This is a genomic window from Pseudarthrobacter sp. LT1 (genome assembly GCF_035621795.1).
In the GTDB taxonomy this organism is placed as follows: domain Bacteria; phylum Actinomycetota; class Actinomycetes; order Actinomycetales; family Micrococcaceae; genus Arthrobacter.
On sequence record NZ_CP141830.1, the window covers coordinates 2,941,475 to 2,959,103 of the forward strand.

Annotated in this window: 16 protein-coding genes, 1 other RNA gene and 1 riboswitch; of the genes, 9 read left to right on the forward strand and 8 right to left on the reverse strand. The window is 65.7% G+C overall.

What is annotated here, in order from left to right:
- The first annotated feature begins 17 nt into the window (after positions 1-17).
- From hisN to VIK36_RS13840, 5 genes are all read left to right on the forward strand, one after another.
- Complete coding sequence (hisN, locus tag VIK36_RS13820; protein WP_255172615.1) at positions 18-830, forward strand: histidinol-phosphatase; 813 nt, start codon at positions 18-20, stop codon at positions 828-830.
- A 152-nt stretch (positions 831-982) separates the two neighbouring features.
- Positions 983-1,096: riboswitch (SAM riboswitch) on the forward strand.
- A gap of 36 nt (positions 1,097-1,132) precedes the next feature.
- Entirely contained in the window at positions 1,133-2,551 is a 1,419-nt protein-coding gene (locus VIK36_RS13825) for an aminotransferase class V-fold PLP-dependent enzyme (protein ID WP_324642332.1), read from the forward strand.
- Between the two features lie 85 nt (positions 2,552-2,636).
- Positions 2,637-3,395 carry a class I SAM-dependent methyltransferase gene (locus VIK36_RS13830; protein WP_324642333.1) on the forward strand — a complete coding sequence of 253 codons (759 nt, stop codon included), beginning with the start codon at positions 2,637-2,639 and terminating at the stop codon, positions 3,393-3,395.
- Between the two features lie 73 nt (positions 3,396-3,468).
- Positions 3,469-4,179 carry a metal-dependent transcriptional regulator gene (locus VIK36_RS13835; RefSeq protein ID WP_324642334.1) on the forward strand — a complete coding sequence of 237 codons (711 nt, stop codon included), beginning with the start codon at positions 3,469-3,471 and terminating at the stop codon, positions 4,177-4,179.
- 48 nt (positions 4,180-4,227) lie between these two features.
- The gene (locus tag VIK36_RS13840) at positions 4,228-4,605 is read left to right on the forward strand and encodes a hypothetical protein (protein ID WP_324642336.1); all 378 of its coding nucleotides are present in this window, start codon (positions 4,228-4,230) and stop codon (positions 4,603-4,605) included.
- 72 nt (positions 4,606-4,677) lie between these two features.
- Here VIK36_RS13840 and VIK36_RS13845 read toward each other — a convergent pair whose 3' ends face one another.
- Positions 4,678-5,661, reverse strand: a complete 984-nt coding sequence (locus VIK36_RS13845) for a S1C family serine protease (RefSeq protein ID WP_324642337.1) — start codon at positions 5,659-5,661, stop codon at positions 4,678-4,680.
- A 215-nt stretch (positions 5,662-5,876) separates the two neighbouring features.
- Between VIK36_RS13845 and VIK36_RS13850 the strand changes: the two genes are divergently transcribed.
- Complete coding sequence (locus tag VIK36_RS13850; RefSeq protein ID WP_324642338.1) at positions 5,877-6,986, forward strand: acyltransferase; 1,110 nt, start codon at positions 5,877-5,879, stop codon at positions 6,984-6,986.
- A gap of 10 nt (positions 6,987-6,996) precedes the next feature.
- On the forward strand, positions 6,997-7,461 hold the full coding sequence (locus VIK36_RS13855) for a pyridoxamine 5'-phosphate oxidase family protein (RefSeq protein WP_324642339.1): 465 nt from the start codon (positions 6,997-6,999) through the stop codon (positions 7,459-7,461).
- A 54-nt stretch (positions 7,462-7,515) separates the two neighbouring features.
- Here VIK36_RS13855 and VIK36_RS13860 read toward each other — a convergent pair whose 3' ends face one another.
- A complete protein-coding gene (locus tag VIK36_RS13860; RefSeq protein ID WP_255172621.1) occupies positions 7,516-8,571 on the reverse strand; it encodes a zinc-dependent alcohol dehydrogenase family protein in 1,056 nt (351 codons plus the stop codon).
- A gap of 187 nt (positions 8,572-8,758) precedes the next feature.
- Here VIK36_RS13860 and VIK36_RS13865 point away from each other — a divergent pair, with 187 nt between their 5' ends.
- Positions 8,759-9,229: a pyridoxamine 5'-phosphate oxidase family protein gene (locus VIK36_RS13865; protein WP_324642341.1), complete on the forward strand. Its 471-nt coding sequence runs from the start codon at positions 8,759-8,761 to the stop codon at positions 9,227-9,229.
- A gap of 67 nt (positions 9,230-9,296) precedes the next feature.
- Positions 9,297-10,337, forward strand: coding sequence for a zinc-dependent alcohol dehydrogenase family protein (locus VIK36_RS13870; protein WP_324642342.1), 1,041 nt, complete (start codon positions 9,297-9,299; stop codon positions 10,335-10,337).
- Here VIK36_RS13870 and VIK36_RS13875 read toward each other — a convergent pair.
- From VIK36_RS13875 to VIK36_RS13900, 6 genes are all read right to left on the reverse strand, one after another.
- Positions 10,307-11,332 (reverse strand): ATP-dependent 6-phosphofructokinase, encoded by a 1,026-nt coding sequence (locus VIK36_RS13875; RefSeq protein WP_255172624.1) that lies wholly within the window; start codon positions 11,330-11,332, stop codon positions 10,307-10,309. The two genes, VIK36_RS13870 and VIK36_RS13875, sit on opposite strands and share 31 nt — an antisense overlap.
- Positions 11,329-14,514, reverse strand: coding sequence for an HAD-IA family hydrolase (locus VIK36_RS13880; protein WP_324642344.1), 3,186 nt, complete (start codon positions 14,512-14,514; stop codon positions 11,329-11,331). The genes VIK36_RS13875 and VIK36_RS13880 overlap by 4 nt, the downstream gene beginning before the upstream one ends.
- Before the next feature lie 57 nt (positions 14,515-14,571).
- Positions 14,572-15,036 carry a pyridoxamine 5'-phosphate oxidase family protein gene (locus VIK36_RS13885; RefSeq protein WP_255172626.1) on the reverse strand — a complete coding sequence of 155 codons (465 nt, stop codon included), beginning with the start codon at positions 15,034-15,036 and terminating at the stop codon, positions 14,572-14,574.
- A gap of 144 nt (positions 15,037-15,180) precedes the next feature.
- Positions 15,181-15,549: a transfer-messenger RNA gene (ssrA, locus tag VIK36_RS13890) on the reverse strand.
- A gap of 73 nt (positions 15,550-15,622) precedes the next feature.
- Positions 15,623-16,096 (reverse strand): SsrA-binding protein SmpB, encoded by a 474-nt coding sequence (smpB, locus tag VIK36_RS13895; RefSeq protein ID WP_043453530.1) that lies wholly within the window; start codon positions 16,094-16,096, stop codon positions 15,623-15,625.
- An 83-nt stretch (positions 16,097-16,179) separates the two neighbouring features.
- A complete protein-coding gene (locus VIK36_RS13900; RefSeq protein ID WP_324642348.1) occupies positions 16,180-17,610 on the reverse strand; it encodes a peptidoglycan DD-metalloendopeptidase family protein in 1,431 nt (476 codons plus the stop codon).
- Positions 17,611-17,629: the final 19 nt, after the last annotated feature.

Here is a 17,629-nt window from a genome sequence, read left to right on the forward strand (position 1 = left end):
GACGGTAGTTTGTAACCATGATCCAACCCGCTTCGAGCTACAACGATGACCTGCGCCTGGCCCATGTCCTGGCCGACTCCGTGGATGACCAGACCATGGGCCGCTTCAAGGCCCTGGACCTCCACGTTGAGACCAAGCCGGACCTGACGCCCGTCACCGACGCCGACAAGGCAGCCGAGGAGGCCATCCGCGGCCAGCTCTCCCGCTCGCGGCCACGCGATGCCGTCCTGGGCGAGGAATTCGGCAGCACCGGGCACGGTTCACGGCGCTGGATCATCGATCCCATTGACGGGACGAAAAACTTTGTCCGGGGCGTCCCGGTCTGGGCCACGCTGATCGCCCTGGTGGACGAAGGCGAGCCCGTGGTGGGCGTGGTCAGCGCCCCGGCCCTCGGCAAGCGCTGGTGGGCGGCAAAGGGCATGGGCGCGTACATGGGCCGGTCCCTGGCAGCTGCTACCCGGCTGCGGGTCTCGAACGTGTCCAGCCTCTCCGACGCCTCCCTCTCCTACTCCAGCCTGACCGGCTGGAAGGAACGCGGAAACCTCGACGAATTCCTTGGGCTGACCGAGGACGTCTGGCGGACCCGGGCCTACGGTGATTTCTGGTCGTACTGCATGGTGGCAGAGGGCTCCGTGGACATCGCCTGCGAACCGGAGCTCAACCTCTACGACATGGCTGCGCTGGTGCCGATCGTCGTTGAGGCGGGCGGCCGGTTCACCTCCCTCGAAGGCGAGGACGGACCGTTCGGCGGGAACGCGCTGGCCACCAACTCGATCCTGCACTCAGAGGTGCTGCACCGCCTCAACCCGTATTTGGACGACCTGCTGTAACTGCCACGATTTGCCCCCTTAAACGAACATTGCGACGCAGGACACCTCCAGACGGGGGTGTCCGGCGTCGTTTATTCGATATTGCGTAATAAAGCCCTTAACAATTGCCGCGGCTTCAATCCTGGCCGCCCCATGTCCTACGCTTTTATGCAGGTCACGAGTGCCAGCGCAAAACCCCGGTTTGCTGGCCGGCAACCCTCCATTCGCGGCGGGGTGCCCCGGGTGACGACCAGGCCGGTCCGGAGTGGATGCGGCAAGCGCGGATTCCCTATGCCGGAGTCCTGTATTCAAGTGAGGTCTCTGTGACAACTGCCACCGTCTCCCCCCAACCCGCCATTGCCGAAGGCCGCATTGCCGGCGATCGCCACGCCGTTGCCGGCCGTCCCCTTGCTGCCGTCACGGGCGCCGAAATCCAGGCACCGCTGATTTCCGGCGGCCACATCCGGTACGCGAACCTTGACTACGGCGCATCCGCTCCGGCGCTCTCCGTGGTCTCCGCCTACCTGAACGAGATCCTGCCCTACTACGCGAGCGTCCACCGGGGGGCCGGCTACGCGTCCCAGATCAGCACGTCCGTTTACGAGAACGCACGCAGCATTGTCCGGGACTTCGTGGGCGGCCGGCCGGACGATTCGGTCATCTTCACCCGCAACACCACCGATTCGCTGAACCTCCTGGCCGGCTGCCTGCCTGCCACCAACGGCCGGCATGACGGCGAAGTCCTCTACCTGGACATCGAACACCATGCCAACCTCCTGCCGTGGCAGGGGGTTCCGCACCGCAGCATCGTTGCCGCCGACACGGTGGCGGGCACCCTGGACGCCGTCCGGACCGAACTGGAGCAGGGCGGAGTCAGCCTGCTGGCGGTCACCGGCGCCTCCAACGTCACCGGCGAGATTCTTCCCATCCGGGCCCTGGCCGCGCTGGCCCACCAGCACGGTGCCCGGATCGTGGTGGACGCGGCCCAGCTCGCTCCGCACCGCCGGGTGGACATCAGCGCGGACGGCGTCGACTACCTCGCCTTTTCCGGCCACAAGCTGTACGCGCCGTTCGGCGCGGGTGTCCTGGTGGGACGTCCCGACTGGCTGGACACCGGCGTCCCGCACCTCGCCGGCGGCGGGGCGGTCAAGGAAGCACGGCTCGACGGCGTCAGCTGGGCCACCGGGCCGGCCCGCCATGAGGGGGGCTCGCCGAACGTCCTCGGCGCCGCCACCCTGGCCCGCGCCACCCAGGTCATCGCCGAACTCGACCAGGACCGGTGGCATGCCCACGAGTCAGCGATCAGGTCTTTCCTGGTGGAGGGCCTGCAGGACATCGACGGCGTCACCGTCCACCAGATCTTCAAGGACACCAACCCGGAAACGGACACCATCGGCGTGGTCAACTTCTCGGTCGAGGGCTACGACGCAGGGCTGGTGGCCGCCTACCTTTCCGCAGAGCACGGGGTGGGCCTGCGCGACGGACGCTTCTGCGCCCACCCCCTGCTGAAGCGCCTGGGCCTGCCGTCCGGTTCCCTCCGGGCAAGTTTCGGCGTGGGTTCGCGGCTGGAGGACGCCGAACGCCTCCTCACCGGCATCCGGACACTGCGCAGCAACGGACTGGGATGGGACTACGTGGTGGACGCGGGCCGCTGGGTGCCCGCCAACGATTTCCGCACCTACCCGCACTGGGCGCCCAACACTCCCGGGACGGCCGGCGCAGCCCCCTGCCTCGACGACTGAGCGGCGGGGCGGCGACTGCCTGCTGATGCCGGGCATGCGGTAAATTCGAAGGACATCCGCAGGCAGCACCAGAAGGAGGCCACGCGTGGTTCGGGGTGGCCCCAGGCTTGATCACGGCCGGCGCACGGAGCTCGGGCAGAGCTTCCAGGACGGCGGCCGCCACTACCAGCGCGTCCGGCCCGGCTACCCTGCGGAATCTGCACGGTGGCTGGTACCGGCCGGAGCCCATGACGCCCTGGACGTGGGCGCGGGTACGGGAAAGTTCACCGCGTTGCTGCTGGCCATGGGGCTGAACGTCACCGCCGTCGACCCCTCTGCGGACATGCTCGCCCAGCTGAAGGCCCACTGCCCCGCCGCCACGGCTGCGCCGGGGACTGCCGAGGCGACAGGCCTTCCCGACGCTGCCTTCGACGTCGTCACTGTTGCCCAGGCGTGGCACTGGTGCGACCCCCTCGCGGCAAGCACCGAGCTGGCGCGCGTCCTGCGCCCGCACGGAACGCTCGGCCTGGTCTGGAACCAGCTGGACACCTCCATCCCCTGGGTGCACCGGCTTTCCCGGATCATGCACGCCGGCGATGTGTACCGGCCCGGCCACAAGCCCGTCGTCGGGCCCGAATTCCACGGGCTCGAAGGGCACGTCACCCACTGGCAGGACAGGGTGACCACCGGTGACTTGATGGAACTCACCAAGTCGCGCAGCTACTATCTGCGTGCCGGCGAGGCGACGCGGGCAAAAGTTCTGGCCAACCTGGACTGGTACCTGCACGAGCACCTGGCCCATGCCCCCGGCCAGGAACTTGACCTTCCCTACCTCACCCTGGCCTGGCGCGCCACCAAGTCATGACGCACGCGGTTTGCGGCGGGGTGGCCGAAGCAGCGCACGCTGCCGCACCGGCCAAACCGGTAGGCTTGGGCATGTGAAGACCAGCGCGCCCTCCTCCTCAATCGAGGACTACGTCAAGGTCATCTACTCATTCACCGAATGGCAGGACAAGCCCATCACGTCCTCCCAGCTGGCACAGCGGCTGGGAGTGGCAAATTCCTCGGTCTCGGAAATGGTCCGGAAGCTGAAGGACCAGGGCCTGGTGGACCACAAGCCCTACAGCGCCGTCACGTTGACCGAGGCCGGCCTGCGGCTGGCACTGTCAATGGTCCGGCGCCACCGGCTCATCGAGACCTACCTCGTCCAGCGGCTCGGCTACAGCTGGGACGAGGTCCACGATGAAGCTGAACAGCTGGAGCATGCCGTGTCGGATACGTTCATCGAACGCGTCGCCGCGAAGCTCGGAGACCCTAAGCGGGACCCGCACGGCGACCCCATCCCCACCGCGGACGGCGAGGTCCTGATGCCGCGCGCCCACCTGCTCGCCGCGCTGGACCAGGGACACAGCGGCAAGATCACCAGGATCAGCGATGACAACCCTGAACTCCTGCGGTACCTCGCCGCCCAGGACATCGACCTCGACGCGGAAGTCGAGGTGATGGGACGGAGGCCGTTTGGCGGCGCCCTTATGGTGCGGATCGCCGGTTCCGGCGGCACCCGCGACTACGACCTTGCTGACGAAATCGCCTCAGCGTTGTGGGTCTCCAGCGACACCCCGCACCCAGGCTGCGTCCTGGGAAGCTAGCCCCGTTCACCTCCGCCGATTTGGCCGGCTCCCGTATGGTGGAAGGTGATGATCAGCAGACGCGACGCAGCAATAACCCTTGATGTTCCCCTTGAGATGGCACAGCGCCACGGCCTGCCGAAATGGATGTCGGAGGACGAGCTCCGCGGCATCATGGACAATCCCCCGCCCTGGCTGGTGCAGTCACGGGCCAACCGGACCGGCAAGCGGCCCGTCTGGGTACACCTGGAATGCGCCGTCTGCGGGTACGAGGAAGCCGCCCGGCCCAAGAAGTGGTGGCCGGACTTCACCTACGTGGTGTGCGGGCATCATGCCCCTTCCGACGTTCCCGCCGTGCGCCCCGGCTGCGTCCGCAGCGAGTACGACGGCGTGGGGACGCGTTTCGTGGGCATCGCTGACGTGGAAGCGCCACCGGTCGGCCAGTAGTCTTTCGTACTTCGCCTTCCGTACTTCGCCTTCCGGACGTGCCCGCCCACGGTGCCGGGGCGCCGTCGACCCTTATCCAGCGCCGTTGGCCGTCATTTCCTCCGGAACAGCTGTCAGGTGGAGCTCGGCGCCGTCGCGCAGGACGGCCAGGTCGAGGGGCCGGCCGATGGCATCGGCGAACAGCAGGCGCTGCAGGCTCTCGGCGTTGCTGACGGGACGGCCGCCGGCTGTGACGATCACGTCCCCTGCGGACAGGCCTGCCGTGCCTGCGGGCGAACCGGGCAGCACCTCAACGACCCGGAGCCCTTCGCGCAGCCCGGTCCGGATCACGGCGCTGGAGCCGAGCTGCATGGGGGTGCTTACCAGGCCCAGGTACGCGCGGCGCACCCTCCCGTCTGACAGGAGCGCGGAGATGATCCTGCGGGTGGTGGCGTTGATCGGGATCGCCAGCCCCAATCCGGCTCCGGCCACGGCAGTGTTGATGCCCACGATCCTGGCATGGGTGTCCGCCAGCGCACCGCCGGAGTTTCCGGGGTTCAGGGCCGCGTCTGTCTGGATGACGTCTTCGATGACCCGCCGGTTTCCGCCCGACCAGACCGGAATAGCCCTGCCCAGGCCGCTGACCACCCCCGCAGTCACCGAACCGGCCATTCCCAGCGGGTTTCCGACTGCGACCACGAGTTGGCCCACCCGGAGGGATTCCGCCGCACCGAACTCTGCAGGCCGGATCCCGGGCCGCGAACCTTTCACCACGGCAAGGTCTGACAACGGGTCCGCGCCCACCAGTTCCAGCTCCATCCTGCTGCCGTCGCCAAAGACCGCGAAGCCTTGCCGGGTGCCGGCCACCACGTGGGAGTTTGTGAGCAGGTAGCCGTCCTCGGTGAAGAGGACCGCGGAACCTGCGCCCACCCTGACCCGTCCACTGCGGCGCTGCGCCGTCATTTCAATCGCTGCAACGTGGGGTGTGACTGCTGCCGCCACCCGCATCACCGTCTGCGAGTAGGAGTCCAGGACGTCGCCTGTGTCCGCTGGCATTGGTTCTTGCGCCTGTTCCATGGCGCACCTCCGGATTCAGTTCCGCTCTCGGCGGTCGGGTGCCCTCAGGGGCCTTACGGAAGTCAACGATGCAGGGCCCGAATCCAGTCCCGCGCCGGCTACGCCTTCGGTGAACGGTGCAGGGGCAGCGCTGCACTTTGTGAGGGGTACCCCCAACGCCCTCAATATTCCATCAAGTAGAGAAATACCTGCTGCCCCGCTGTTAGCTTGGGGCAATGTCATGGGGGAACCACGGACCAGCCGTTGTGGAGCAGCCGGCAAAGGTCCGCGTCGAATGGATTGATGCGGCGCGGGGCCTGTGCGTCGTCGCGGTGGTGCTCTTCCACGTTGGGTTGTGGCACTTCCTCCGGTTCGAGCACGATGCCAGCGCTGCGTTCGCCTTCTGGGACATGGTGGCAACCGGACTCGGCTCAGTTCGCATGCCGCTGCTCCTTGCCGTCTCCGGAATCCTTGCGGCATCCAAGGTCCGCAACGGGTTCAGGAACGGCAGGGCATGGAATTCCAGCCTGAGCAACTATTACCTGTACGCCGTATGGCTGCTTCTCTATGCACTGCTCGGCATCGTCCTGGCGGGCTCGCCGCGGCCCCAGCGGGTTGTCTCTGTCGGTGATTTCTTCCTGCAGCTCATCGCCCCGGACACTCCCCTCTGGTTCATTTACGCCCTGGCCGTCTACGTCCCGCTGCTGACCCTCTGCAGGAAGCTCCCGTCGTGGGTGGTACTGGCCGCTCTTGCAGCCCTGAGCATCATGACCGCAACGCTGGTAGACAGCACTGCCGGCCAGTGGGGCAAAGTCCCGGAGCTTGCGGTCTTCTTCGCCGCCGGTGTCTACGGAAAGAACATCTTCCTGCACATCGCGGGCGCCCGCAGGCTGCGCTGTCTCGCTGTGTCACTCCCGGCCCTCGCTGCCCTGATGGCGCTGCCGGAGAACCACCCCGGACTCGATCAGGCCGTCTTCATCCTTCAAGGATTGGCCGCTGTGATTGCACTGGTAGCGGTGATCAGTGCAGTCACCAGGTACCGGCCCATTGCGGTGGCAGGGTCGTGGATTGGGCGGCGCACCCTTGGCATCTATCTCCTGCACGCGCCCATTATGGATTTCCTTGTCCTGGCTTTCCACGGCCCCTTGTCGCCGGTTGGGCCCGCCATCTCGAAGTCATTGCCCATCGCGCTTATTTATCCGCTTGCCTTGACCACGGCCGTCATCGCCGCCTGCGTGGGGGTCGAATCCCTCTTCAGGAGATGTGGGTTGACGTTCCTGTTCCAACGTCCGGGCGCCACACCGGGTCCTGTACCCACCCGTGCGCGGCTGCTGTCAAGGCTCTAGGATCGGTAGCATGACTGATTCGCCTGCCGGGTCCCGGACCGAACTGTTGAAACATGACGAATGCTGGCGGTATCTTCGGTCCTCCTACATCGGCCGGCTGGCAGTCATCAACGGTGATGTGCCCGAGATTTTTCCCGTGAACTTTTCCGTTACCGGAGAAACGCTGGTGTTCCGCACGGCACCGGGCACCAAGCTGCGCGCCCTGCTCAGTGGCGCGGTTGCTGCGCTCGAAGTGGACGGGCTCAATCCGTACGCCACGGAAGTCTGGAGCGTAGTGGCCAAAGGCCGGCCGGAACCCTTCGATGAGGAACGGATGGCTTTGCCGGACGGCGATGCCGACCGGGAACCGTGGGAGCCGGGTATCAAGGACCATCTGGTGGCCATTACCCCCACGGACATCACCGGGCGGCGTTTTGCCGTGCGGTCGCGCACTCGGTGGTGGCCGCCGGTCGACTTCTCCGCGGACTGGCTCTAGGCCCCCGGCAACCCTCCGCAGTTCCCGTCAGGACGTGCAGTTCCAGGCAGGACGTCACGACGTGAGAATCACCTTGAGCGCCTTGGTCTCGGCAGCCCGGGAGAACGTGTCGTAGGCGTCGAGGAACTGGTCGAAGCCGAAGTGGTGCGTGGCGAATTTCTCCGCCTTGATCTTCCCCTGGGCCACGAGCCTGAGCAGCATCGGCGTGGTGTTGGTATTCACCAGGCCCATGCTGATGTTGATGTTCTGGATCCATAGATTTTCCAGATGCAGTTCCACTGGTTTTCCATGCACCCCCACGTTGGCCACAGATCCGCCGGGCCGTACTATCCCGGTGCACATGGAAAAGGTCGCGGGGACGCCCACGGCCTCGATGGCGACGTCTACGCCGCGCCCTCCGGTCAGGGCCATGACCTGTTCCTTCCAATTGCCGCTGCCCGAGAGGACAGTGTCCGTGGCGCCGAACTCCATCGCCTTTTCGAGGCGGTTGGCGTCCAGGTCGATGGCCACCACGGTGGCAGCCCCATAGAGCCCGGCTGTGGTGATCGCCGCCAGTCCCACGGGCCCGGCACCGACCACGGCTACGCTGTCGCCCGGCTTGACCCGGCCGTACTGGACGCCGATTTCGAACCCGGTGGGAAGAATATCGGACAGCATCACCGCCTGCTCGTCGCTGACGCCCTCAGGCAGCAGGTGCAGCGAGTTTTCGGCATAGGGAACCCGGACATACTCCGCCTGGGTCCCGTCGATCAGGTGGCCGAAGATCCACCCGGTGCCTTCCGCACCTTCGGCCCCGAGGCAGTGTGAATAGAGGCCCGTCCTGCAGTTGGCGCAGTGGCCGCAGGATTTGATGCAGGAGATGATGACGCGGTCGTCTATCTTCAGGCCGGTGACGGACGGACCGGTTTCCACGACGGTTCCTACGCCCTCATGGCCCAGGATGCGCCCCTTTTCGACGGCGGGAACGTCACCTTTGAGGATGTGCAAATCCGTGCCGCAGATGGTGGTGGTGTCGACTTTGACGATGGCGTCACCGGGTTGCTGGATCCTGGGGTCCGGGACGTCGGTCCAGGACTTCTCCCCGGGTCCGCCATAGACGAGGGCTTTCATGGGATTCTCCTTTGGCTGAGGGCCGGCCCTGTGGCGTGCCGGGCGGCTTGCGCCGACTGTGCAGCCCCAGCAGGCATCCCACAGCGTCCCACCGTGCCGGGCGGGTCCCAAGTGCCATAGGTCCTTCCTTTTTCGCCGGGCCTTTATGCCCTTTCCGGACGCCGGAGAGTTGCCTACGCTGTGGCCTATGACTGACAACACAAACGTACCTGTGCCGGAAATCCTCGATGCGGAAGAGTGCTGGACGCTCCTCGGCCAAACCGGGGTGGGGCGGCTGGCCGTCATCACCGGTGGCCATCCCGATGTCTTTCCCGTCAACTACAAGGTGGACGGCCAAACGCTGGTTTTCCGGACCGGCGCCGGCACCAAGCAGCAGGCCATCCAGTCGGACGCCACCGTGGCGCTGGAAGCAGATGCTGTCAGCGCACAGTTCGGCCTGGCCTGGAGCGTCGTGGTCAAAGGCAAGGCTGTTGACACAGCGCCGACAGGACCTGACCTTGATAACATCCGACGGGCCCTGTTTCCCTGGCAGGGCGTGGGGCAGGAGCATTTCATCCGCATCACGCCGGAGTCGGTAACGGGACGGCGCTTCACCGTGAGCGCCCCGCTTTTGTGGCAGACCCCCTTGGACGACGCAACCCGGGCCGGCTTCGAGTAGGCGGGCCGGCTTCGAGTAGGCGGGCCGCCACGAGGCACGGGCCAGTAGGCTCCAGGCAGGAGAAACAGTGCGCGCATGGTGGGTGAATGAGCCCGGTGCCGTGTCCACCCGTCCGCTGGTACAGGGGATCCGCGCCGCGCCCCGGCCGGCAGCCGGTGAAATCCTGGTGGAAGTAAGCGTCTGCGGCGTTTGCCGCACCGACCTCCACCTCACTGAGGGAGATCTGCCTCCGCGGCACCCGCAGGTGGTGCCCGGGCACGAAGCAGTCGGCGTCGTCATTGAAACGGGGCCGGACTGCTCCCGCTTCAGGGTCGGTGACAGGGTCGGGGTGGCATGGCTGGGCGGTGTCTGCGGCCGCTGTGACTACTGCCGCCGCGGCGACGAGAACCTGTGCCTCTCGCCGGTGTTCACCGGATGGGACAGGGATGGCGGCTTTGCCGAGCAGATGACTGTCGCAGAGGATTTTGCCTACCCGGTGCCCCCGGTCTTCACCGACGAACAAGCCGCCCCGCTGCTCTGTTCCGGGATCATCGGATACCGGGCCCTGAAGCGCGCCGCCCTGCCCGTTGGCGGGCGCCTGGGCATCTACGGCTTCGGCAGCTCTGCGCACATTACGGCCCAGCTTGCCCTCAAGCAGGGCGCCTCCGTGTTCGTGATGACGCGTTCTGAAAATGCCCGGGCGCTCGCACTGGAGTTGGGAGCCGAGTATGCGGGAGACGCGTACGACAGCCCGCCGGTACCGCTCGATGGTGCCATTCTGTTCGCCCCGGTGGGAGGCCTGGTCCCGGTGGCGCTGCGTGCCCTGGACCGTGGCGGGACCTTGGCCATCGCTGGGATCCACCTGAGCGGCATCCCCTCCCTGGATTACGGCAGGGAACTCTTCTTCGAACGCCAGGTGCGCAGCGTGACGGCCAATACCCGGGCCGACGGGCGTGAGTTCCTGGCCCTCGCGGCCCGGCTTTCCCTGGCCATCACCACCACCGCCTATCCGTTCGAGGCTGCGGACAGGGCTTTGGAAGACCTGGCAGCCGACAGGATTACGGGATCCGCCGTCCTCCGGCTCCGGCCGGAGGAAAGTCAGCCGAACAGGACAGCGGCCTCCTGGTAGCGCGCCTCCGGCACCACCTTCAGTGCCCCCAGCGCTTCCTCGAGGCCAACGTTCACGATGTCGGTGCCACGGAGCGACACCATGGTGCCCCATCTTCCTGCCGCCGCTGACTCGACAGCAGCCAGGCCCAGCCTGGTGGCAAGAACACGGTCGAAGGCGGTGGGCTCGCCACCGCGCTGGATGTGGCCCAGGACTGTGGCACGGGTTTCTATGCCGGTCCTTATCTGAAGTTCCCCTTCAAGCAGCAACCCGATGCCTCCCAGGCGCGGTCGTCCGAAGGTATCCAGGCCGCGGGGGGCGTAAGGGGCTGGGTGGCCCTCGGGGGCGAAGGCCTCGGCCACGACGACAAGGGGCGCCCTGCCACGGTCACGGGCGGAAAGTACCCACGAGCAAATTTGGTCCAGGGACACGGGATGCTCAGGCATCAGGATGGCGTGTGCGCCGGAAGCCATTCCCGAATGCAGCGCTATCCAGCCGGCGTTGCGGCCCATGACTTCGGCAACCATGCACCGGTGGTGGGATTCGCCTGTAGTCCGCAAGCGGTCGATGGCCTCGGTGGCAGTCTGGACCGCTGTATCAAAGCCGAACGTGTAGTCCGTGGCGCCGAGGTCATTGTCGATGGTCTTGGGCACCCCCACCACATTGATGCCCTGTCCGCACAGTTCGCGGGCCGCCGCCAAGGTGCCCTCTCCCCCGATGGCAATCAGTCCGTCGAGGCCGTTGCGCTGGACGCAGGCGCGTACGCCGTCGATCCCTTTCCCTACCAGCGGATTGGTCCTGGACGTGCCCAGGATGGTTCCGCCCAGGCGCGAAATCCCCCGGACGCTCGTCCGGGGTAAAGGAACAACGTCCTGTTCCAGGACACCACGCCACCCATCCCGGAATCCCAGGAATTCGTACCCATGCGCAACGTCACCGCCCAGCACGGCTCCCCGGATAACCGCGTTGACTCCCGGGCAGTCACCCCCGCTGGTAAGGATCCCCAGCCGCTTCATGACGCCGCCAGCCCGGAAGCCATGGAAGGCAGCGGAAAATGCCGGGTCTCGCCGGGAGGGAGGCCCACGTCCTGGCCACCCACGTGCACTTTGATGGGCCCGGCGTCACCGGGTGCCGAGGCGATGCTCATGTCCCCGTCCTTAAGATGAATGCGAAGGCGGTGTCCCCGGTACAGGACATCAAAGGCAACCGCGCGCAGCCCTGTGGGCAGGTTGGGAGCAAACAGGATGGTGTCGCCGCTAAACCTTAGCCCCGCAAAGCTGCGCTGCACCACGTCGATGGTTCCAGCCATCGCACCCAAATGGATGCCCGCGCGCGTGGTGCCGTGCTGCGTGTCGTCGAGGTCGGCGTCGAGCGCTTCACGGAAGCTGTCCCAGGCCCGGTCGGCGTCAACTCCGGCCAGCACGGAGGCGTGGGCAACGCGGCTCAATGTCGAACCATGGGCGGTCCTGGCAAGGTAGTACTCGATGGTCCGGTTGAGCTGCTCGTGCGTAAACCCGTAGCCCAGGCGTTGCAGGACGGTGAGCAGCCCCTCGTGTCCCAGGAGGTATGGAAGCATCAGGACGTCTGCCTGCTTTGCCAGCTTGTAGCCGTTGGTTTCGTCGTCTTCGGCTTCCAGGATCAGGTCCAGCCGCTCAATGTCACCATAGGTGTCGCGGTAATGTTCCCAGTCGAGCTCCTTCAGCTGCTCGTAGCCCTCAAACTGGCTGATGACCCCGTCTCTGTGAAAGGGCACATACATCGTGGTCCCCAAACGTTCCCACCCGGCCGCTTCCTCATCCGTGACGCCAAGACGGTCCATCAGCCCGGCGCGCTCACTGCCGTGCAGGAATGCCATGATCCCCGCGGCCTGGGAGCAAACCCACGCCGCCATGACGTTCGTGTAGGCATTGTCATTCAACCCTGGTTCGTCGCGGCCGGGATATGCCGTGTGGTATTCATCCGGGCCCACAACGCCACGAACGTGATACCGCGCACCATCCTGGTCGTATGCCGCCAACGAGAAGAAGAAGCGGGCAACCTCAATGACCAGTTCAGCCCCCTTCTGAAGCAGCCAGAGCTTGTCCCCGGTTGCCTGGAAGTACTGCCAGGCGTTGAAGGCGACCGCCAGGCCGGAGTGCACCTGCAGATGCGAGTAGTCCCGGACCCATCTGCCGGACCTGTCGTTGTACAGCCATTTCGGGGTTTCCTCGCTCCCGTCGCTGCCGCTTTGCCAAGGGAACTTTGCTCCCGCCAGCCCGGCCAACGATGCTGCATGCCGTGCGGCGGGAAGCCGCCGCCACCTGTACTCAATGACGGAACGGGCAATATCGGGCGTCCTTGACGTGAGGACAGGCAGGACAAACAGTTCGTCCCAAAAGACGTGGCCGCGGTAGCCCTCGCCGTGGAGTCCGCGCGCAGTGACACCGGCATCCAGTTCGGCGGTGTGGCGCGTCAGCGTCTGCAGGAGATGGAAGATGTGCAGGTTTAGGACCAGGCGTACCTGGACGGGAGCGTCGATCTCCACCAGGAATGGACGGAGTTCCCGCCGCCATGCTTCCTCATGGGCCGCAAGGAGGGCATTGAAATCCCCGCCTGCCCGGTCCAACACTGCGCGGGCGCCCGTTTCCGGGGAGGAGATGGCACGGTCACGGGATGTCACCACGGCTACCGTCTTGGTGATCCGCACTGCGGTACCGGCGTCCAGGGAAAGCAGCAGGGTGCGGAAATGGAAGGCCCCTTTCCTGCCGTCCTCAATGGCCGTTGCTTGGGGAGATACATGGGTCCGGTACGCTGCGGCGATGCGGATCAGGCTTTGGGTGGTTTCAACTTCGACGACGGAGGCCGCGTCCGGGGGCAGGTCCTGGTCCGCGCACTGCGGGGCCGTCCTGTCAGCCAGGTGGACATCGGACCCCTGGGCGCGTTCCGGCAGATTGGCATTGCGGACACCGGCGTTGATCCCGCTGCGGACCTCCACTGCTCCGCTCCAGCCCAGTGCGGTGACAGTCGTCTCGAGCACCAACAGATGTGGTTCGGCCATGGATACGAAGCGGGTTTGAACCACCTCTATGCGGCGGCCGTCCCCGCCCTTCAACAGCAGGCGGCGCTCCAGCACAGCCCTTTTGAGATCAAGGACCCGGCGTTCGCGGACCGGGGTCATGCCGCCCTCTGACCACCACTCCTGGCCGGCCAGGCGGATATCCAAAGGAAGGCAGTCCGGCGCATTGACCATGTGTTCCTCGAGCAGCATTTCGCCGGCCGCATTCACCATGACGCGGTTGTAGACACCGGCGAGGTACATACCGGCGTAGCTGAACGGCCCCCCCTCGGGTACGGCTCCGCGGATCCCCATGTACCCGTTGCCCAAGGTGGTCAGTGCTTCCCGGTGTCCCTCGTGCAGGGCATCGAATCCTTCGTAGGCGAGGTGCCAGGCGTTGCCGATGATCAGCCCCAGGTCCAGTTCACCCACGTCGTTAAGCACAGTGCCCGCTCCGGCCGCCTCCAGCTGGCGGCGGCTGCCGCTGCGATCGATTCCCACCACGAGGCCAAAACCGCCCCGCCGCCCGGCCTCAACGCCTGCAGCGGAGTCCTCAATCACCACGGCATGCGACGGAGCGACTCCCAGCCTGGCTGCCGCCGCCAAAAAAACGTCAGGGGCCGGCTTTCCCTGCAGCCCAAGACGTGCCGCGGCTGCGCCGTCCATCACCACGGTGAAGAGATCCTGTATTCCCGCTGCCTCCAGGACGGATGCGGCGTTCCGGCTTGAGGTGACCACGGCCGTTGGAACTCCCGCGCCTGTAAGCCTTTGCAGCAGCTGCAGCGTCCCGGGGTAGCTTTGGACGCCGTCCCGCTCGAGGTGTTCCAGGAACAGTGCGTTCTTCCACCGGCCCAGGCCGAATCCGGTCCAGGCTCCGGACTCATCCGCCTCCTGGCCCTTCTCAAGATGTACTCCCCTGCTTGCCAGGAACCGCACCACCCCTTCCTCCCGCGGCATGCCGTCGATATAGGTGAGGTAGTCCGCCCTGCTGAGCGGGGCACGGTTGGTACCCGGCGGAATCCTCGGGTCCTGCAGGATCCGGTCGAACGCGTCCTTCCAGGCGGCCTGGTGGACCAGCGCCGTGTTGGTTACCACCCCGTCCAGGTCGAAAATGACGGCGTCAAAAGGAGGCTTGGCAGCAGCGGCGGTAGGGGACGCGATCATAGGTCAGTGGTACCAGCAAGGAGTCGTCCAGCAAAGGGCCGATGGGCCCGCCGGCGGCTACGCGGTGTCCCTGCCTGCGGATTGCCCCACATGGTTCCACCATGTCAGCGGTGACGTGATGGTGAAGCGCCTGCCGCTGACGGACGTGGGGACGATGCGGACAAAGTGGTCCTTTTCTCCGGCCTGCCAGGGAAACAACGTGAGGCCGGCCCCGGTCAGGAGCTCTTTTGAGGGCTCCAGGATGACTGCCCTGCCTTTCACCAGCACGCTCCATGCCTGGGAATCGTCGTGGCCGTCGGCTTCAAGGGCGACGGCGAGTGGTCCCCCGGCGGCCCGCAGCTTCGTTCCTTCCCCGGTGCGGAAAACAACTGACTGTTGATCCACCTTGTAGTTGACGGGGAAGACTTCCGGATACCCGTCCACCAGGACAGCCAGATGGCCGACGGAGACGCCGCGCAGGAGGTCCCAGCACGTTCCGGCATCCAGGACTTCCGTAGGCGGTTGTGGCGGATCGTTGTGCATATGTGGACGGTACCTGCATGCCGGTCCGCCCCGGTAGAGCATTTGGGCCCGGGCGTGGATCATGGCAAAGAAAAACACCCCGGTCCGAAGACCGGGGTGTTTCACAAGGGTGGGCCGGACATCCTGTGGATGTCCGGCCCGCCGGGGTGGAGATGGGGGGAATTGAACCCCCGTCCGATGTCGTGTTGTCAGGGCTTCTCCGGGCGCAGTTTGCGTCGGATTTTCTCGGCCCCAGCCATGCCGCAAACAGCTGGCTGATCCGGGCCCAGTCATCTAAAAGTCCCGTTTACTCCGATGACGGGAGCAAACAGCAGTGGCTATCTAAATGACGCCAGGATCCGGGGCGATAGCAACCCCGGGCTGACGGACTGTCTTACTGCTTAGGCAGCAAGAGCGAAGTCAGTGCGCTTAGATTCGGCACTTATTGGTTTGCAGAAAGCGTTTACGAGATAATTCTGCATCCTCGGCCCGCTTCACCTGTCGCGACTAACACCGTCGAAACCGATCATCCCCGTATTTTGTTACCAAACCGGCTGGCAAGCCTGCCGGACTATCCATACTAACGCACGCCCTGCCGAAATAATTCCTAGCGCCGGCGGTTGCGCTCGCGCATCTCGCGCTGGGCCTCACGGTTGTCCTGCTGTTCCCGCAGTGTCTGCCGCTTGTCGTACTCACGCTTACCGCGGGCAACGGCGATTTCCACCTTGGCCCGGCCGTCCACAAAGTACAGCTGGAGCGGCACGATGGTGTAGCCGGCTTCCTGGACCTTGCGGGAAATCTTGATGAGCTCCTCGCGGTGCAGCAGCAGCTTACGGCGGCGGCGCGCAGCGTGGTTGGTCCAGCTGCCCTGGTTGTACTCGGGAATGTGGATTGCTTCCATCCACAGTTCGTCGTTGTAGAACGTGCAGAATCCGTCCACCATCGAGGCGTGGCCCTCGCGCAGCGACTTCACCTCGGTGCCCATCAGTGCGATGCCGGCCTCGTAAGTGTCCAGCACGTGATAGTCGTGCCGGGCCTTGCGGTTGGTGGCCACCACCTTACGGCCACTTTCTTTGGGCACGGGAAAACTCCTCGGGTTCAGGTCGGATGCCTCCGGGCCTTCGGCCCGGAGCTATACAAGTCTACGGCAGCGGCGCTTGTGCCCTACAGCAGGCCCATGGGGTCCACAGCCCTGCCGTTGAGCCAGGTTTCGAAGTGGGCGTGGCAGCCGGTGGAGTTGCCGGTGCTGCCCGAGTAGGCGATCAGCTGGCCCTGCGAGACCCTTTGCCCGTTTGAGACCACGATGCTCGAGTTGTGGTAGTAGATGGTGGTCAGGGTGTTGCCCTGCATCAAGCCATGATCGATCTTGACGCGCCACCCGCCACCGTCGGCGGAGTTCCACCCGGAGCTGAAGACCTCCCCGGCGGCTGCCGCATACACGGGGGTGCCGCAGGCGGCACCGAAGTCGATGCCGGTGTGCATGTAGCCGCCGGTGCCGTAGAAGTCGATCGTTCCCGGCGGAGTGGTGCGGTACCCAAAGCCGGAAGTGATGGGGATGCTGCCGTCGAAAGGATGGCGGAGGCCAAAGGCCGACGGCGAGCCGGCCGCGGGCGGTACGTACGGCTGGACGGGCGGGGCGGGGCGGTTCGCTGCCGCAGCGGCAGCGGCAGCGGCTGCAGCTGCGGCCTCAGCCTGCCGGCGCTGTTCTGCTTCCCACGCCTCGCGGGCCTTGCGGTCACGTTCAGCAATTTCGTTGGCCACCTGGTTCTGGTTGGCCTGGACGCCGGCGAGCTGCGCCTGGATCCCGGGCTTGGCCGCCTGGAGCTCGGCATCGAGCCGGGTGGTGTCGGCAATCAGCTGGTCAACCTGGGCCTTCTTGGCCGCAGCCTCATCGCGGGCTGCCTTCTCCCGCTCCAGGGCGGCATCTGCCTTGGCCTTAAGGTCCTTGATTTCCGCTTCAACGGCCTGAAGCCGGGCTTCGGAGTTGACGTTGGTGGCATTCTGCTGGCTGAGCTTGTCCATGGCAGCGTTTTGGCTGCGCATGGCCTGGTCCGCGAGGTCCATGGTTTCGGTCAGGCTGCTGCCGCTGTTGGAACCGAAGAAGAGAGACAGGTTGGAGGGAACGCCGCCGGACTTGTAGGCCTGGGTGGCGATCTGCCCGATCAGTTTTTTGGTGTCCGCGATCTTCTGCTTGTCTGTTTCCAGCTGCTGGGTGATCTTGGCTTTGTTCTGCTGGGCCATGTCCACGCGGGCCGACAGGGCTTCGACTTCTTTGACCGCGCCGGCTACCCGACCCTGGGCCTCAAGCAGCGCCTGCTGGGCACCCGGCAACTGGCCCTGGTAGATCACCAGGTCACCGGCAGCTTTGGCAATCCGGGAATCGACAAACTCCAGGGACGCCTGGACACGGGCAGCTTCAGCCTCGAGCGCAGCCTTGCGGTCTTCGAGGTCGTCTGCGAACGCCACAGGAGTCGCAACGGCCATGCCGGCGGAAAGGATGAGGGTGAGCACGCCGCTGACGATCCCCAGACGGCGGGCAGCGGACCGCCCGCGGCTGTGCCGGGGGCGGTGCAAGGTCTGATCAGTTACGTTCATGGGCATTCCTCGGTCGGTG

What these genes read in the sequence shown, in the direction of transcription:
- hisN (WP_255172615.1), top strand. Translation starts at nt 18, where the DNA reads ATGATCCAACCCGCTTCGAGCTACAACGATGACCTGCGCCTGGCCCAT.
- VIK36_RS13840 (WP_324642336.1), top strand. Translation starts at nt 4,228, where the DNA reads ATGATCAGCAGACGCGACGCAGCAATAACCCTTGATGTTCCCCTTGAG.
- VIK36_RS13845 (WP_324642337.1), bottom strand. Translation starts at nt 5,661, where the DNA reads ATGGAACAGGCGCAAGAACCAATGCCAGCGGACACAGGCGACGTCCTG.
- VIK36_RS13850 (WP_324642338.1), top strand. Translation starts at nt 5,877, where the DNA reads ATGTCATGGGGGAACCACGGACCAGCCGTTGTGGAGCAGCCGGCAAAG.
- VIK36_RS13855 (WP_324642339.1), top strand. Translation starts at nt 6,997, where the DNA reads ATGACTGATTCGCCTGCCGGGTCCCGGACCGAACTGTTGAAACATGAC.
- VIK36_RS13860 (WP_255172621.1), bottom strand. Translation starts at nt 8,571, where the DNA reads ATGAAAGCCCTCGTCTATGGCGGACCCGGGGAGAAGTCCTGGACCGAC.
- VIK36_RS13865 (WP_324642341.1), top strand. Translation starts at nt 8,759, where the DNA reads ATGACTGACAACACAAACGTACCTGTGCCGGAAATCCTCGATGCGGAA.
- VIK36_RS13875 (WP_255172624.1), bottom strand. Translation starts at nt 11,332, where the DNA reads ATGAAGCGGCTGGGGATCCTTACCAGCGGGGGTGACTGCCCGGGAGTC.
- VIK36_RS13880 (WP_324642344.1), bottom strand. Translation starts at nt 14,514, where the DNA reads ATGATCGCGTCCCCTACCGCCGCTGCTGCCAAGCCTCCTTTTGACGCC.
- VIK36_RS13885 (WP_255172626.1), bottom strand. Translation starts at nt 15,036, where the DNA reads ATGCACAACGATCCGCCACAACCGCCTACGGAAGTCCTGGATGCCGGA.
- VIK36_RS13900 (WP_324642348.1), bottom strand. Translation starts at nt 17,610, where the DNA reads ATGAACGTAACTGATCAGACCTTGCACCGCCCCCGGCACAGCCGCGGG.